Genomic DNA, 14796 nt, shown 5'->3' with positions numbered 1-14796 from the left:
GATGCTGGTCAAAGAAGGTTCAACGACACCTGTGGTAACCTCATTAGTGATCATATTGGTAATCTTTTGGTAACATCTACGGGTTTTACGCAACATTCCGCGCTTTAATCTTGCGTCAACGAAGCGCGATTGTTACCATCATGGACTTGTAAGTATTCTGGTACAAATTGATATTCATTTATCAAGAGCCGGGGGAAAGAGTTGGCTTTGTGATCCCGGCACCAACCTGGCGCTATGGCGTCAAGGTGGTCCAGCCGACAGCGATGAAGGAGGAAATCGTGTCAAACCTGCATTCTAACTATCTGTTTACTTCAGAATCGGTTACTGAGGGTCATCCGGACAAAATATGTGATCAAATTTCGGATGCAATCTTGGACGCTATTCTAGCCAAAGAAATTGAGCTTGCTTCGCAAAATTATATTGCTCCTAATGGCTATCCAGCCGACCCAACGCAAGTGCGTTGTGCTTGCGAAACGATGGCTACTACAGGCATGGTGATGGTGACGGGCGAAATCCGCACCCAAGCATATGTTGATGTCCCTGCTATTGTGCGTAACGTAATTCGTGAGATCGGATACGACCGTGCTAAATATGGGTTTGACTGTGAGACCTGCGGTGTTATTAATACCATCCATGATCAGTCACCTGATATTGCGCAAGGCGTTGATGAGTCGTTTGAGGCTCAACATGGCAAAGGGGTAGATGACCCCTATGAAAGAACGGGCGCTGGAGATCAAGGCATGATGTTCGGATATGCCTGTGATGAAACGTCTACCTTGATGCCAATGCCTATCTATTTGGCGCATCGCATGGCTGAGCGTTTGACTGAAGTTCGCAAAAATGGCGAAATGCCCTACTTGCGTCCCGATGGTAAAACGCAAGTTTCTGTGCGCTACGAGGATGGTAAACCTGTTGGCGTTGAAAAGATTGTAGTGTCTAGTCAGCATGCCGACGACGTAGAGCATGAAGTGTTGCGTAGCGAGATCATCAAAAATGTTATTGCGCCTGTATTAGCGCTTGAAGGTTTAGCTATGCCTCATGATGAAGATATCTACATCAATCCAACTGGTCGTTTTGTTGTTGGTGGACCGATGGGAGACTCAGGTCTTACGGGTCGCAAAATTATTGTTGATACCTATGGCGGCATGGGACGTCATGGTGGTGGTGCTTTTTCGGGTAAAGATTGCACCAAGGTTGATAGATCAGCAGCATATGCAGCTCGTTGGGTGGCGAAAAACGTTGTGGCTGCTGGTTTAGCAAGCCGCTGTGAAGTTCAGATAGCCTATGCTATTGGCGTTGCGCGTCCTGTTAGTGTTCTTGTTGAGACTTTCGGCACCAATACCGTCCCTGAACAAGACATTGAGCAAGCGGTCAAAGAAGTCTTTGATCTTCGACCGGGTGCTATTATTGATGCGCTTGATCTTCGTCGTCCGATTTATCAAAAGACTGCAGCATATGGTCACTTTGGTCGCGAGTTACCCGAGTTCACTTGGGAGAACACCGATAGAGTTGATCAGCTCCGTGCTGCGTGTGGCTTAGCGTAAGATTGAATGAAGTACGCTTCGGTTATTCTGGATATCCCAACGCAATCGCTTGAATGCGCCTATACCTATGCTATCCCTGATCAGTTTTTAGTTGAGGGCGAAGGTATAGGCGTTCAAGTTGGTTGTGCTGTTTTAGCGTCGTTTGGGCATAGGCAAGCGGTTGGATTTGTCATGGATATCTTTGACGATCTAGTCGAACAAGCTTGTAATCCCGCGAAGATAAAACCATTGCTGGCAGTGCTCTCGAAACCCTATTTTGATGCTGAGGGTGCAGCGTGTGCTAAGTGGCTTGCTGATCACTACATAGCGCCGCTTGCCTCATGCGTTCGCCTTTTTACCCCACCCGGTGGTGTGCCGCGTATGGTGAAAGAGCGCGCAGGTGGTTGGCGTCTTGAAGAGCCAATTGTTGGTGAAGTGGATGATCGATGGGTGGTGCCTGGTCCTGCTTTTTCTGATTATGAGCCTCGCAAAAACGCTGTAAAGCAACTCATGGTTTTAGAGGCGCTTGCAAGTGGTGGAGACGTGCGTGCTGCTGAGCTTGCCACCGAGTTTGGAGGGATTTCTTCCACGCTGAGCACACTTGAGAAAAAAGGTGCCATTGTGATTGAGCATAGGCGCCGTATGCGTGGTGTTGACGTTGCAGGTACGTCAAGCGCGTCATCAGAGAAATTCGAGCCTACGCACAAGCCCCACCTTACTGATGGCCAAGATCACGCTCTGTGTGTAATTAATGAGGCATCAGATAGAGCAGCGGGCGAAGTGGTTGTTGTTGACGGCGTAACAGGTTCGGGCAAAACCGAGGTGTATTTGCAGGCTATTGAACATGTACTCAAGCAAGGAAAAACCGCGCTGGTGCTTGTTCCAGAAATCTCGCTTACCCCTCAAACTGTTGGGCGCTTTCGTGGTCGTTTTGGCGATACGGTGGCGGTAATGCATTCGCGCATGAGTGCCGGGGAACGCTATGATCAGTGGGACTTCATTCGAAGTAAGCAAGCTCGTGTTGTGGTGGGTGCGCGTTCTGCACTCTTTACGCCACTGACCAATTTGGGACTTATTGTGATTGATGAGGAGCATGAAGGCTCCTACAAACAAGACAGCGCACCGCGTTATCATGCGCGGGATGTTGCCATTTGGATGGCGAAGCGGCGTGGTGCTACCGTTGTTTTAGGAAGTGCTACGCCGGCTCTTGAGTCTTTGTATGCCTGTCAGACCCGCGATGATTGGCATCAGGTTTCTTTGCCTGAGCGCGCCAACAAAAAACCACTTCCGAAAATTCATGTCGTTGATATGGCTGCTGAGTTTTCAAGTGGCTCTCGCTCAATGTTTTCAGGAGCACTTACGCGTGCTTTGGCAGAAGAACTTGCGCGGGGCAATAAGGCTGTACTGTTGTTGAATCAGCGAGGCTTCGCAAAGTTTTTGCTCTGTCGCGACTGTGGGTTTGTTCCAACCTGTCCTTCGTGCTCAACATCGCTTACCTACCACGAGCAGGGCAATTATTTAGCGTGTCACCATTGCGGTTTTAAGACGCAGGTTCCTGCGCGCTGTCCTGAATGCGGCAGTCCGTATTTGAAGAAGTTTGGTGCCGGCACGCAGCGCGTTGAGGCGGAGTTGCGTGCATTATTAGACACTCTTGATGGTGTTGGGACCGGCGTGCCCATAATCCGCATGGATGCTGATACTACCTCAAAAAAGGGATCACACCAGCGTCTTCTGGAAGAATTTGGCGCTGCTCAAGCTGCAGTACTGCTGGGTACGCAAATGATTGCGAAAGGCCTTGATTTCGAAGATGTAACGGTGGTGGGCGTCATTAACGCGGATACGCAATTACATTTACCGGACTATCGTGCCAACGAAAGAACCTTCGATTTGATTGAGCAGGTAGCAGGGCGTGCGGGACGTGCTGAATTGGACGGACGCGTGTTTGTGCAGACTTACGAAGCGGATTCAATTGCTATCCGTGCGGCGGCAACCTATAACCGCGATGCCTTTATGGCAAACGAGATGGCAAAGCGTCAGATGGTGGGCTATCCACCGTTTGTGCGTATGGCTAACGTGTTGCTATGGGGTAATTCTGAGCGCACTGTTTGTGAATATGCTCATGAGTTGCAGGCTGAACTAGCGCAGGTGGCGTTAGATGTACCTGAGATGCGTATAAGCGTTTTGCCTGCGGTTCCTTGTGTTTTGTCGAAGCTTCGCAATACGTATCGCTACCACATATTGGTGAAAGGCGCACCTCAGGCGGATCTGTCTGAGGTTTTGTTGCCCTTCTTCCGGGCGCGCAAAACGCATGAGTCGGTAAATGTGGCAGTTGATATTGATCCAGAAGATTTGTTGTAGCTGTAATGTGCGATATATTTTTGGTGCACGAGTGAATTTTTGTGCTAGAATAATCTGCTGTATCTTTATGCCCAGAGCATGTGACGACATTCTTTTGAAGTGATGTCTAAAGCGTGCCAGAAAGGAAGATCACGTGGCTCAAGCTTCCAAAAAACAATCTGCAGAAGTAAATAATGACGTTGAAGAAGTAATTGTAGCGGAAGACACGCTTGATGATGAAGAGGTTCTAGAGGCCGATGTGGACGTAAGTGCCACTGACACTCTTGATGACAAACTTGAAGGCAGCTTATCTGACGGTGATGATGAGGAAGATCTGCTTGAGGGTATCCCTGAAGAAGAACTTAAGGCAACCGTAGATGTGCAGCTGCCCAAAGTTGGCGCAAAAACAAAGCGCAGTGGCGCGCGTAAGCGCAATGCTGATGCGGGTGTGACATTGTTGACCGGTGATCCGGTTCGTATGTATCTCAAGGAGATCGGCAAGGTGCCGCTGTTGACGGCATCTGAAGAGATTGACCTTGCCATGAAGATTGAGGCGGGCGTAGCTGCAACGGAAGAGTTGGAGCGCGCAGAGGATGAAGGCATTGAGCTTGATCGCCGAGAAAAACGTCGTCTTGGTCGTATTGAGCAGGTTGGCCTAGATGCAAAACAGCAGCTCATTGAGGCAAATCTGCGTTTGGTAGTATCCATTGCAAAGCGTTATGTAGGACGCGGCATGCTCTTCTTGGACCTCATTCAGGAAGGCAACTTGGGTCTGATTCGTGCTGTTGAAAAGTTTGACTACACGAAGGGATTCAAATTCTCTACGTATGCAACTTGGTGGATTCGCCAGGCTATTACACGCGCAATTGCTGATCAAGCACGCACGATTCGCATCCCTGTGCATATGGTTGAAACCATCAATAAGCTCGTTCGCATTCAGCGACAGTTGTTACAAGAGCTTGGTCGCGAACCAACCCCAGAAGAAATTGGTGAAGAAATGGGTCTTTCTGCCGAGCGTGTTCGCGAGATTCAAAAGATCTCGCAAGAGCCCGTTTCGCTGGAGACACCTATTGGTGAAGAAGAAGATTCTCAGCTGGGAGACTTCATTGAGGACGACGCAGCGGTAGTTCCTCCCGATGCGGCAAGCTTCTCAATGCTGCAAGAGCAACTTCAAAAAGTGCTGGATGGTCTGGCAGAGCGCGAGCGCAAAGTAATCAGTTTGCGTTTTGGCCTTGAAGATGGACATCCGCGCACACTCGAAGAAGTAGGTCGAGAGTTTGGGGTAACGCGTGAGCGTATTCGCCAAATTGAGAGTAAGACGCTGGCTAAGCTGCGCCATCCGTCTCGGTCATCGAAGCTCAAGGACTACCTTGAGGATTAAGGATAAAAGATATACATGGAATTTTTTGCGAGCTGCTTAAGCGGATTTGAAAAACTGTTAGCAGCCGAGCTAAAAGAACTGGGTATCAAGCGCACACGTCCCCTCGGCGGGGGCGTTGCCTTTTATGGAGAAGCTGCTGATGTTTTGCGCGTATGCTTGTGGTCGCGATTAGCATCGCGTGTTTTGTGTGTAGTAGCTCGCGTAAGCGCGGCTGATGCGCATGCGTTGTATGCCGCTGTGCGCGAAGTTGCATGGAGTGATATTGTGCGCCCTGATGCGCGTATTGCAGTGCGCGCCCATGGCACCAATGCAGAGCTTCGTAACACGCATTTTGTGGAACTCAAGGTCAAAGACGCGATTTGTGATCAACTCTTGCAGGAACGAGGCGTGCGTCCAGAAATTGACACGACTGACCCAGATTTAGTTATTGATGTGCGCATTCGTGATGAAAAGGCAACAATCTCGCTTGATTTGACAGGTAAATCACTCTATCAGCGCGGATATCTAGACCCGAAAGATGAGCGCGATAGCTCAATTTCGTGTGCATTGGCAGCTGGCGCATTAGCGCTTGCTGGTGTCGGGGTAGCTCATGCTTCACATGATCGCACGTGGTCAGTGGTGGATCCGGTATGTGGCGAAGGTGCGATAGTTATTGAAGCTGCTTCGTGTGCGGCTGATTTGGCGTGTGGATTAACGCGGGACAAGTGGGGCTTTTTTGGCTGGGTTGCTTTTGATGAAGGAGCTTGGGACGCGCTACTTGATGAGGCTGATGCGCGGTTTGAACGAGGGCTTGCCGCGCTTTTGGATGATGCTTCAAACGCTTCGCAAAAAGGGGGAGAGAAAGGTGGCTGGAACGCGCGTTTTATGGGCGCTACCACCTCATCGCCAGCACTTTCACAAGCGCGCCAAAACGCAAAACGTGCAGGACTTCGCCCGGTTGTAAGCTTTGAGTTTGCCGACGTTGATCAGTTGCCTGATTTGGTAAAACGCGCGTGCTCTGAAAGCAAGTCATGTGTGGTTGCTTCGGTTCTTTCTGAGGTTGACACCGCTCGCGCTGAAGCTCAGCGACAGGCAGAGTTGGCCGCGTTTATGAGTGCTGCTAGTGCTGCTGGAAGCTATTGCGAAGATGCATTTTTGGCAGTGCTTGTGGGAGATGACAGTGTTGCTGGTCGCTACGGAGAGTCCCCAAGCAATCAAATACTGTTCGGCAGTGGACGTATTGCACAGACGGCATGTGTCTTTGATGCGCCTCCGCAGGCAGGTATTGTAATTAGGATCCCTGATAACCAAGGTGGATCAGAGCACGAGCTTGAAGTGCATGAGGCAGCTTCTGAGCAATTTGCAGCCCGCCTTCGCAAGGTGTTCAAAGAACGGAAAAAGTGGGCAAAACGAGAGGGCATTGGAAACTATCGCCTTTACGACGCCGACTTGCCAGATTATGCAGTTGCAATTGATGTTTATACTGGTGAGGATCAAGCGCGTGGAAACGACTACGTCCATATTGCGGAATACGCACCACCACGTAGTGTGGATGCAAATCTTGCGCGACGTCGTTTTGAAGACGTCTTGGCTATTGTACCTCTTGTCCTTGGCGTTCGTCCTGATCACGTCTTTTCTAAGACGCGTATGCGCGATAAGGGTGGAGCGCAATACGCAGATCGTTCTCGGAGAAACTATGTTACACACGTAATCGAGAACGGTCATCTGTTTGAGGTGGACTTGTCGGGCTATTTGGATACAGGGTTGTTTTTAGATCATCGCATCACGCGTCAGATGATTGAGAAGCTTTCAGATGGCAAACGCGTCTGCAATTTGTTCGCCTATACCGGAAGCGCGTCGGTCTATGCTGCTGCAGGAGGCGCTACGGAGGTATGTACTGTTGATTTGTCACAGACTTACCTGGATTGGGCGCGTCGCAATATGGAGCAAAATGGCTTTGACGGACCGCAGTACACCTATGAACGCGCAGATGTCATGAGTTGGATTACGCAAACACGAAGACAGCCAAGACGATTTGATCTTATCTTTGTGGATCCGCCAACCTTTTCTAATTCAAAAGCAATGGGGAACAAAACATGGGATGTACAAAGAGACCATGTTGAACTTTTGATTGGAGTTTCGCGTCTCTTAACAAAAGATGGTCAGGCGATATTCTCGTGCAACCTTCGCAACTTTAAACCCGATGTGGATCAACTTGCGCGCTATGGCGTTAAGATTGAAGATATTACGCCTCAAACGATTCCGCACGATTTTGAGCGAAATCAGAAAATTCACAAGGCGTATCTTGTGACGCGGCTTGGGTAGTTGAAGTTTGCTCAAATGCTTGGACAACATTTTTTAGATCGGCTTCATGAAGTGCGGGGCGCGCACCTCCCATACCCCGCACGTATATGTTGACGATAAATCCTGTACATGCGGCGGCTGCAAGAGTCCCTTCACGTACACCGATGATTCCGCCTGTGAGCAAAAGTGACGAAGCTACTGCCAATATTACGCAGCCTAAATCAAAACCAACTTTGGTGTGACCGAAGTTCCAACCTGTTTTTGTGGTTATAGCGCTCACCAGGGCTTCACCCGAATTCATTGCAACATTTGCTACAACAGTGAACGCTACGCCAAGCGCCAAAATGGCAATGCCAATAGCGAGCAAGAGTAGCGCGTGTGGGTAATTAATAGGCTCAACAAAGCTGAAGGGTATACCAAAAGCGTCTATAGCTAAGCTAAAGAGTACCGATATAGGTATTTGCAAAAGCGCCACAGGATGGAATTGTTTGCGCAGAATAATGACCTGGCCAAGCAGCAGGAGCATATTCCAGACAAACATAAATACACCAAATGAAATACCTGGAAAGGCTTTGGTGAGTACATATCCAAATGACGAAATAGGGGAGTTGCCAAGGTCAGCTGCAACAATAAAGTCAATGCCAAGAGCCATAACGACTATGCCAAGCGCTAAAAGGCAGCAGCGCGCAAATAAACTTTTCATATGCTCGAATCTCTCATGTGTATGTCTGTGTGTGAAATGTGGTGGGCCCAGCAGGATTCGAACCTGCAACCAAGGGATTATGAGTCCCCTGCTCCGCCATTGAGCTATGGGCCCAAAATGTGATCAGAAAGTAAAAGCTAAATGCAAAATACTAAATGTCGTCGATCAGTTTAGCACAGGATTGCAACGATTTTGCATTTCTTAGAGCAGCGGCACAAAACGAACGCGCAAATCGCGAATCTTCAGTGTTTTGTGAGTGCTGTTTGCTCCTGTTTGCGATTGTGATTGGTGGCTCAGGTTAGTGATTCTGGTTTGCGATTTTGGTGTACGCCCAATGCTTGCCCGTGTAAAAATCATTCAATGCCACGGCAAAAGGTGATCATCAATGTCACTGCAAAAGGCGATCTGGATATTACTAGGACTTTCGGAATAAGAGCAATAATATGCATAAGAAAAAGAAAAGGCCAGTAGGAATTGTCCACTGACCTGCAAATTCATGGTGGTCGCTACAGGATTTGAACCTGTGACCCCCGCCGTGTGAAGGCGATGCTCTCCCGCTGAGCCAAGCGACCATGGTTGTTGTTGCGTATGCAACGAATCTCTATATTAGCGATACCTTATCGTTTATGCAAGGAAAATGTTGCAACAAGTGTTTCAAATGAATCTCAGCATCGAAGGTTACAACGAACGTTAAGCGCGGAAGATAAATAGTCGTGATTAGGGCAGGCAAAGATAAGGTCTGACAAAAAGCCCCAAATAACGTACACTTTCATTTGCGTTTTGTAACGATCACGATCTCAAAGAGGGTTTCATGAGTAACGATAGCTTTGAAGCAAGTAAAAAACGAAGTGACGAAATTCGTGCCGATTTGGCACTTTATCCAGAAAAATACACGATGCTTACTGGCGATAGGCCGACAGGTCGTTTGCATATGGGGCATTATTTTGGGACGATTCGCGAGCGTGTTGCATTGCAAAACATGGGCATAAAAACACGCGTTATTATTGCTGATTACCAAGTCATTACTGACCGAGATACCACCGATCATATTCAAGACAATGTTTACAATATGGTCATTGACTATTTGGCTTGCGGAATTGATCCTGAAAAAACCATCGTTTTCACGCACTCTGCAATACCAGCACTCAATCAGCTAATGCTGCCGTTTTTGTCGCTTGTGACCGAATCAGAGTTGTTGCGCAACCCGACTGTTAAATCAGAGCAAGAAGCATCAGGGCATGCATTAACGGGTTTGTTGCTTACGTACCCTGTGCATCAAGCTTGTGACATTCTTTTTTGCAAAGGCAATATTGTCCCGGTTGGAAAAGATCAGCTCCCGCACATTGAGCAGACGCGACAAATTGCGCGCCGTTTCAACGAACGCTATGGCCATGTTTTCCCTGAGCCATCTGGACTGTTAACCGATGCAGTTGAGATACCTGGACTTGATGGTCGCAAGATGTCGAAGAGCTACGGAAACGCTATCTCGCTCTCTTTGACAGCGGAAGAAACGGCGAAGCTCATCAAGAAATCTCAGACTGACTCTGAGCGCTTTATCACATTTGATAAGGAAAATCGTCCAGGCGTTTCAGCCTTGCTAACCACAGCAGCATTATGCACCGGTCGCGATGAGGTGGATATTGCGGCAGAAATTGGAAATAATGGTGCTGGTGCACTGAAGCGCTATGTGACAGAAAGTGTAAACGAGTATCTTGCGCCCATTCGCGAACGTCGTCGTGAGCTTGAACAAGATATGGACTACATCAAAGACGTGCTCCATGATGGAAACAAGCGTGCAAACCAGATTGCAAATGCTACACTTGATGAAGTTCGTGAGGCAATGCACATGGTGTATTAAGCCGTTTGGAAGTTGCGGAAAAAAAGTACTTGCACAAACTCGCGACTTCGGTATAATAACCACTTGCGCGATGAAGCGCAGCGTTATTCCTCGGTAGCTCAACGGCAGAGCATTCGGCTGTTAACCGAAGGGTTGTAGGTTCGAATCCTACCCGGGGAGCCATTATCAGTTGAAGGGGCTCGCGAAAGCGGGCTCCTTTTAGTTTCTAAACACACCTTTTATAAGCGTGAACAGGTAATTTCGGAGAACAGCTTTTATGATTTTGCAACTTGAGCATATTTCAAAGAGTTTTGGCGGTAGGCTGCTTTTTTCTGATGTGACCTTTCGCCTTGAAGAATATGATCGTTTGGCGTTAGTTGGACCAAATGGCGCAGGCAAAACAACGTTGCTCAACATTATTTCGGGTCAAGAGGATGCTGACGAGGGCCGCATTCTGTTTGCGAAGGGTGCTCGCGTAGGGTATTTGGAGCAAGAAGCTATTGAGATGCAGCAGCGACCTATCTTTGAGGAAGTAATGTCTTCTCAAGTTGAAGTTCTTGAAGCTGAGCAGCGTCTCTATGCTCTCGAAGAAGCATTGGGCGAAAACCCGACTGAGCAGCAGTTGGCGGCAGTAGGTCGCGCACGTGATGCTTATGAGCATCTCGGCGGCTATACCATTGAGGCAAAAGTTCGTTCGGTTATGTTTGGCTTGGGCTTTAAAGAGGACGACCTTCGTCGACTGACAACCGAATTTTCAGGTGGTTGGCAGATGCGTATTGCGCTTGCAAAGCTGCTTATTAGAAACCCTGAAGTACTCCTTCTTGACGAGCCAACCAACCATCTTGACCTTGAAAGCGTAAAGTGGCTTGAGGGCTTTTTGCGCAGTTATGAGGGAACTGTTGTTGTGGTCAGCCATGACCGCGCTTTTATGGACAACATGGTTGATCGTGTAGCTGAGGTGGATAACGGAACCATCAATCTTTATAAGGGTAATTACTCTGCGTATCTAAAAGGTCGCGAAGAGCGCCTTGAGCGGCTTCGCCAAGAGAAGGCAAAGCAAGATGAAGAGATTGCTCATCTTGAGGCGTTTGTAGAGAAGTTCCGCTATAAAGCAACAAAAGCAAAGCAGGCTCAAGAGCGCGTAAAGAAACTTGAGCGCATCATGGAGAATCGCATTGTCATTCCCGAGGAAAAAAAGACGGTGCACTTCAATTTCAAACAGCCTCCGCGTACGGGGGATGAGGTGGTTCGCGCGCGAGGGCTTGTAAAGCGCTATGGTGAAAAAGCGGTTTACGATGGTCTTGATTTCACCATGTATCGCGGCGATAAAATTGCACTTGTTGGTCCAAACGGTGCAGGTAAATCGACGTTGCTTAAAATGGTTGCAGGCGTTGAGACGCCAGATGCGGGCAGCATTGATTTTGGTGTACATGTTTCAAAAACCTATTACGCGCAGCATCAGCTTGAAGAACTGCATCCAGGAAATACCGTTTTCGAGGAATTGGACAAAGTTGCTCCAGGCTGGTCAATCTCGCAGGTTCGATCCTTGTTAGGCGCATTTTTGTTTACCGGAGACGCGGTCGATAAGAAGGTAAGCGTTTTATCAGGTGGTGAAAAATCTCGTCTTGCGTTGGCAAAAATGCTTGTTGCGCCAGCGCCGCTTTTGCTTCTTGACGAACCTACCAACCACCTTGATATCGCAAGTGCTGACATCCTCGAACAAGCTCTTAAAGCGTTTGAGGGCACCATTTTGTTTATCACGCATGACCGCCATCTTATTCGTGGTGTAGCAAATCGGATTGTCGAAATACAGCCTGGTAAAGTTACCAACTATGATGGCGACTACGACTATTACCTGTTCAAAAGTGGGCAGCTTGAGGGTGAAGGTCCGCAGGATCGCTCGCTTGTTGATGAGGTTATGGGAAGCGGTGCTCAAGATACCGCTCGGCGTTCCACGGTTGTAACAGTAAACAAGCACCCGCGTGGCGAAAAGCCAACTCCTGGTAAGGTAGAATTGACAGCTGCAAAGGGGAGTGCGCCTAAAACCAAAGAGCAAAAGCGCAAGGAGGCCGAAGCGCGGAATCGCGCATATGCAGCCTTGAAGCATCAACGCAAACGCATTGCTGAGTTGGATGCTCAGATGGAGCGCGATAATGCACGCATGGCTGAGCTTTTAGAGCTTATGGCCGACCCAGAATTCTATATAAACGAAGATGCTTCAACCGATGCCATTGCAGAACATGCCAAGTTAAAAAAGCGTCTTGCTGAAGCTGAAGAAGAATGGTTTATGCTCACCGAAGAGCTTGAGGCGGAGATGGCCCGTCAAGCCGCTGAGCTCTAAGTTGTGAGGCTTTAAGCTTATCGCAAGGAGAAACAATGCTAAACGTGGTGCTCATAGAACCTGAGATCCCTCAAAACACGGGCAATATTGCTCGGACATGTGCGTGCGTTGGTGCAAAATTGCATCTTGTTGAGCCAATGGGATTTCGTGCAACTGAGCGCAATCTCAAGCGTGCTGGTTGCGATTATTGGGACGATGTTGAGATTGTGCGCTGGGCGTGTGCTGACGAGTTTTTTGCCACTCACGCAAGTGGCGCGCTTGGGGATGGTAGGCTTTGTCTGTTTACGGGGCAAGCGCAGCTTCACTTTGCAGACGTTACATACGGATCAGATGATTTTTTGATTTTTGGGCGCGAAAGCCGAGGGCTTGATCAGGCAATTATTGATGCGCATTCCGAATCGTGCGTGCGTATACCAATGTGTGAAGGCATACGAAGCCTCAATCTGAGTAATGCGGTAGCCATAGGTGTTTTTGAAGCGCTTCGTCAGAACAATTATCCTCATCTGGTGTAGGGTAAGCCGTTCGGATAGCTTGATTGGCTGAGCGGGCGGGGAAAGCCCTATACTGAAACGATGCAATTTGCAGCAGGCTTAAAGGAGGTCACGTATGGCTCGCGTCTATAATTTTTCAGCTGGTCCAGCTGTTTTGCCCGAAGAGGTGCTTAAGCAAGCAGCTTCTGAGATGCTCGATTACCAAGGAACGGGCATGTCGGTTATGGAGATGAGTCATCGCTCTAAGCCATTCGCCAGCATTATTGAAACTGCTGAGGCTGATCTGCGTGAACTCATGCAGATTCCCGATAACTATCAAGTGCTCTTTTTGCAAGGTGGCGCCACGCAACAGTTTGCCGCTATTCCCATGAACCTGATGCAGAATAAGGTTGCTGACTATATTGTGTCTGGTTCCTGGTCTAAAAAGGCTTTTAAAGAAGCAAAGCTCTATGGAGACGCACGCTGTATTGCAAGCTCAGAGGATGAGAACTTCTCGTATGTCCCCAATGTTGATGATCTGACGTTCTCGCCTGATGCTGATTATGTTTACATCTGTCAAAACGAAACTATTTATGGCACGCGCTACCCCAAGTTACCTGATACCGGAAATATTCCACTGGTAACTGACGTGAGCTCTATGTTCTTGTCAGAACCTATGAATGTCTCTGATTTTGGCCTGATTTATGGTGGTGCACAGAAAAACATCGGTCCGGCGGGTGTGACAATTGTTATCGTGCGCGATGATTTGGTGCGCGAAGAGGTGCTTCCTTTTACTCCTTCCATCATGCGATATACCACTCAAGTGGCAGCAAAGAGCTTGTCGAATACTCCGCCTGCTTATGGTATTTACATTTGCGGTCTGGTCTTTAAATGGCTCAAAGAGCAGGGTGGCCTGGCAGCTATGGCGGCGCGCAACGAACAAAAAGCAGCGCTTCTTTATGACTATTTGGACCAATCTCAACTCTTTAAGGGAACGGCGCGCAAAGAAGATCGCTCGCTTATGAATGTTCCGTTCGTAACTGGTTCCGATGAACTTGATGCGCTCTTTGTTGCAGAGGCAAAAACGCATGGTCTTGAGAGTTTAAAGGGGCATCGCAGTGTTGGAGGAATGCGTGCAAGCATCTATAATGCTATGCCGTTTGCAGGTGTTGAAGCGCTCGTAGAATTTATGGACGAATTTGAAAAGGCTCACGCAAAATAATGACAACTGATATCCCGTATTTAATCTGTTCGCTTTTAAGTTTTATCCCAGCTATCGTATGCCATGAGGTTATGCATGGCTTTGCGGCATACAAGCTGGGAGACCCTACAGCCAAACGCGCAGGGCGGCTCTCGCTCAACCCGCTCAAGCATATTGATCCGTTTGGTACGGTTATTATGCCGCTGATGCTTATGATGATGCATATGCCTGTGTTTGGTTATGCAAAACCAGTTCCTTATAATCCTGCATATTTCAAAGATCCTCGTAAGGGTGATCTCATTGTGGGCTTAGCAGGGCCTTTCGCAAACTTGGTTTTGGCAATTATTGGTGCAGTTATCTTTACGATTCTTGCGCAGGTACTTCCCATTAATCTCATTGTGCAAAATGAGGTCATCTATTACCTCTATACAATGTATTTGCCAATGTTTACGCTGATTAATTTATATTTGATGTTCTTTAATTTGCTGCCCATTCCACCTTTGGATGGCTCGTCAATCTTTGCTTTCTTCCTGCCTGTGAAGTATTTGCCAAAGTATTATCAAGTTCAGCGTTACGCTTTCCCCATATTTATGATTGCAGTTATTTTGGTGCCCTATGTCTTGCACGTTAATCCTATTGGGGTCTATCTGGATTGGACAGCGGGAAATCTGTTCGACTTTTTATTCTCGTTTGCGCGATAGCTTCAGCATAGGGTGGTCA

Annotated in this window: 10 protein-coding genes, 3 tRNA genes and 1 riboswitch; of the genes, 10 read left to right on the top strand and 3 right to left on the bottom strand. The window is 48.2% G+C overall.

From position 1 onward, the window contains the following. Positions 1-175 precede the first annotated feature (175 nt). Positions 176-270: riboswitch (SAM riboswitch) on the top strand. 8 nt (positions 271-278) lie between these two features. From metK to rlmKL, 4 genes are all read left to right on the top strand, one after another. Then, the gene (gene metK / locus NFR28_RS08480; protein WP_251179375.1) at positions 279-1544 is read left to right on the top strand and encodes a methionine adenosyltransferase; all 1266 of its coding nucleotides are present in this window, start codon (positions 279-281) and stop codon (positions 1542-1544) included. Positions 1545-1550: 6 nt separating this feature from the next. After that, on the top strand, positions 1551-3881 hold the full coding sequence (gene priA / locus NFR28_RS08475; RefSeq protein ID WP_251179374.1) for a replication restart helicase PriA: 2331 nt from the start codon (positions 1551-1553) through the stop codon (positions 3879-3881). Positions 3882-4014: 133 nt separating this feature from the next. Continuing rightward, positions 4015-5241 (top strand): RNA polymerase sigma factor RpoD, encoded by a 1227-nt coding sequence (gene rpoD, locus NFR28_RS08470; protein WP_251179373.1) that lies wholly within the window; start codon positions 4015-4017, stop codon positions 5239-5241. A gap of 15 nt (positions 5242-5256) precedes the next feature. Next, on the top strand, positions 5257-7545 hold the full coding sequence (gene rlmKL, locus NFR28_RS08465; RefSeq protein ID WP_251179372.1) for a bifunctional 23S rRNA (guanine(2069)-N(7))-methyltransferase RlmK/23S rRNA (guanine(2445)-N(2))-methyltransferase RlmL: 2289 nt from the start codon (positions 5257-5259) through the stop codon (positions 7543-7545). Here the strand turns inward: rlmKL and NFR28_RS08460 are convergent. The 3 genes from NFR28_RS08460 to NFR28_RS08450 form a co-directional block, all read right to left on the bottom strand. Then, a complete protein-coding gene (locus NFR28_RS08460) occupies positions 7466-8227 on the bottom strand; it encodes a YczE/YyaS/YitT family protein (RefSeq protein ID WP_251179371.1) in 762 nt (253 codons plus the stop codon). The two genes, rlmKL and NFR28_RS08460, sit on opposite strands and share 80 nt — an antisense overlap. Before the next feature lie 39 nt (positions 8228-8266). After that, positions 8267-8341 (bottom strand) — tRNA-Ile (locus tag NFR28_RS08455). A gap of 383 nt (positions 8342-8724) precedes the next feature. Next, positions 8725-8799, bottom strand: a tRNA-Val gene (locus NFR28_RS08450). Between the two features lie 239 nt (positions 8800-9038). Between NFR28_RS08450 and trpS the strand changes: the two genes are divergently transcribed. The 6 genes from trpS (at position 9039) to NFR28_RS08420 (ending at position 14777) form a co-directional block, all read left to right on the top strand. Next, a complete protein-coding gene (gene trpS / locus NFR28_RS08445) occupies positions 9039-10085 on the top strand; it encodes a tryptophan--tRNA ligase (RefSeq protein ID WP_251179370.1) in 1047 nt (348 codons plus the stop codon). Positions 10086-10172: 87 nt separating this feature from the next. Next, positions 10173-10247, top strand: a tRNA-Asn gene (locus tag NFR28_RS08440). A gap of 94 nt (positions 10248-10341) precedes the next feature. Further along, positions 10342-12405: a ribosomal protection-like ABC-F family protein gene (gene abc-f, locus NFR28_RS08435; RefSeq protein ID WP_251179369.1), complete on the top strand. Its 2064-nt coding sequence runs from the start codon at positions 10342-10344 to the stop codon at positions 12403-12405. Between the two features lie 35 nt (positions 12406-12440). Continuing rightward, positions 12441-12917 (top strand): tRNA (cytidine(34)-2'-O)-methyltransferase, encoded by a 477-nt coding sequence (locus NFR28_RS08430; protein ID WP_251179368.1) that lies wholly within the window; start codon positions 12441-12443, stop codon positions 12915-12917. A gap of 94 nt (positions 12918-13011) precedes the next feature. After that, positions 13012-14097, top strand: a complete 1086-nt coding sequence (serC, locus tag NFR28_RS08425; RefSeq protein ID WP_251179367.1) for a 3-phosphoserine/phosphohydroxythreonine transaminase — start codon at positions 13012-13014, stop codon at positions 14095-14097. Beyond that, positions 14097-14777 carry a site-2 protease family protein gene (locus NFR28_RS08420; RefSeq protein ID WP_251179366.1) on the top strand — a complete coding sequence of 227 codons (681 nt, stop codon included), beginning with the start codon at positions 14097-14099 and terminating at the stop codon, positions 14775-14777. Before serC ends, NFR28_RS08420 begins: the two co-directional genes overlap by 1 nt. Positions 14778-14796: the final 19 nt, after the last annotated feature.

Source organism: Adlercreutzia agrestimuris (genome assembly GCF_943193125.1).
In the GTDB taxonomy this organism is placed as follows: domain Bacteria; phylum Actinomycetota; class Coriobacteriia; order Coriobacteriales; family Eggerthellaceae; genus Xiamenia; species Xiamenia agrestimuris.
The sequence above is the reverse complement of the archived record's forward strand: the minus strand, read 5'-3'. Positions and strand labels throughout refer to the sequence as shown.

Coding starts and splice junctions, on each gene's coding strand:
- priA (WP_251179374.1), top strand. CDS start 1,551: ATGAAGTACGCTTCGGTTATTCTGGATATCCCAACGCAATCGCTTGAA.
- rlmKL (WP_251179372.1), top strand. CDS start 5,257: ATGGAATTTTTTGCGAGCTGCTTAAGCGGATTTGAAAAACTGTTAGCA.
- NFR28_RS08460 (WP_251179371.1), bottom strand. CDS start 8,227: ATGAAAAGTTTATTTGCGCGCTGCTGCCTTTTAGCGCTTGGCATAGTC.
- trpS (WP_251179370.1), top strand. CDS start 9,039: ATGAGTAACGATAGCTTTGAAGCAAGTAAAAAACGAAGTGACGAAATT.
- abc-f (WP_251179369.1), top strand. CDS start 10,342: ATGATTTTGCAACTTGAGCATATTTCAAAGAGTTTTGGCGGTAGGCTG.
- NFR28_RS08430 (WP_251179368.1), top strand. CDS start 12,441: ATGCTAAACGTGGTGCTCATAGAACCTGAGATCCCTCAAAACACGGGC.
- serC (WP_251179367.1), top strand. CDS start 13,012: ATGGCTCGCGTCTATAATTTTTCAGCTGGTCCAGCTGTTTTGCCCGAA.
- NFR28_RS08420 (WP_251179366.1), top strand. CDS start 14,097: ATGACAACTGATATCCCGTATTTAATCTGTTCGCTTTTAAGTTTTATC.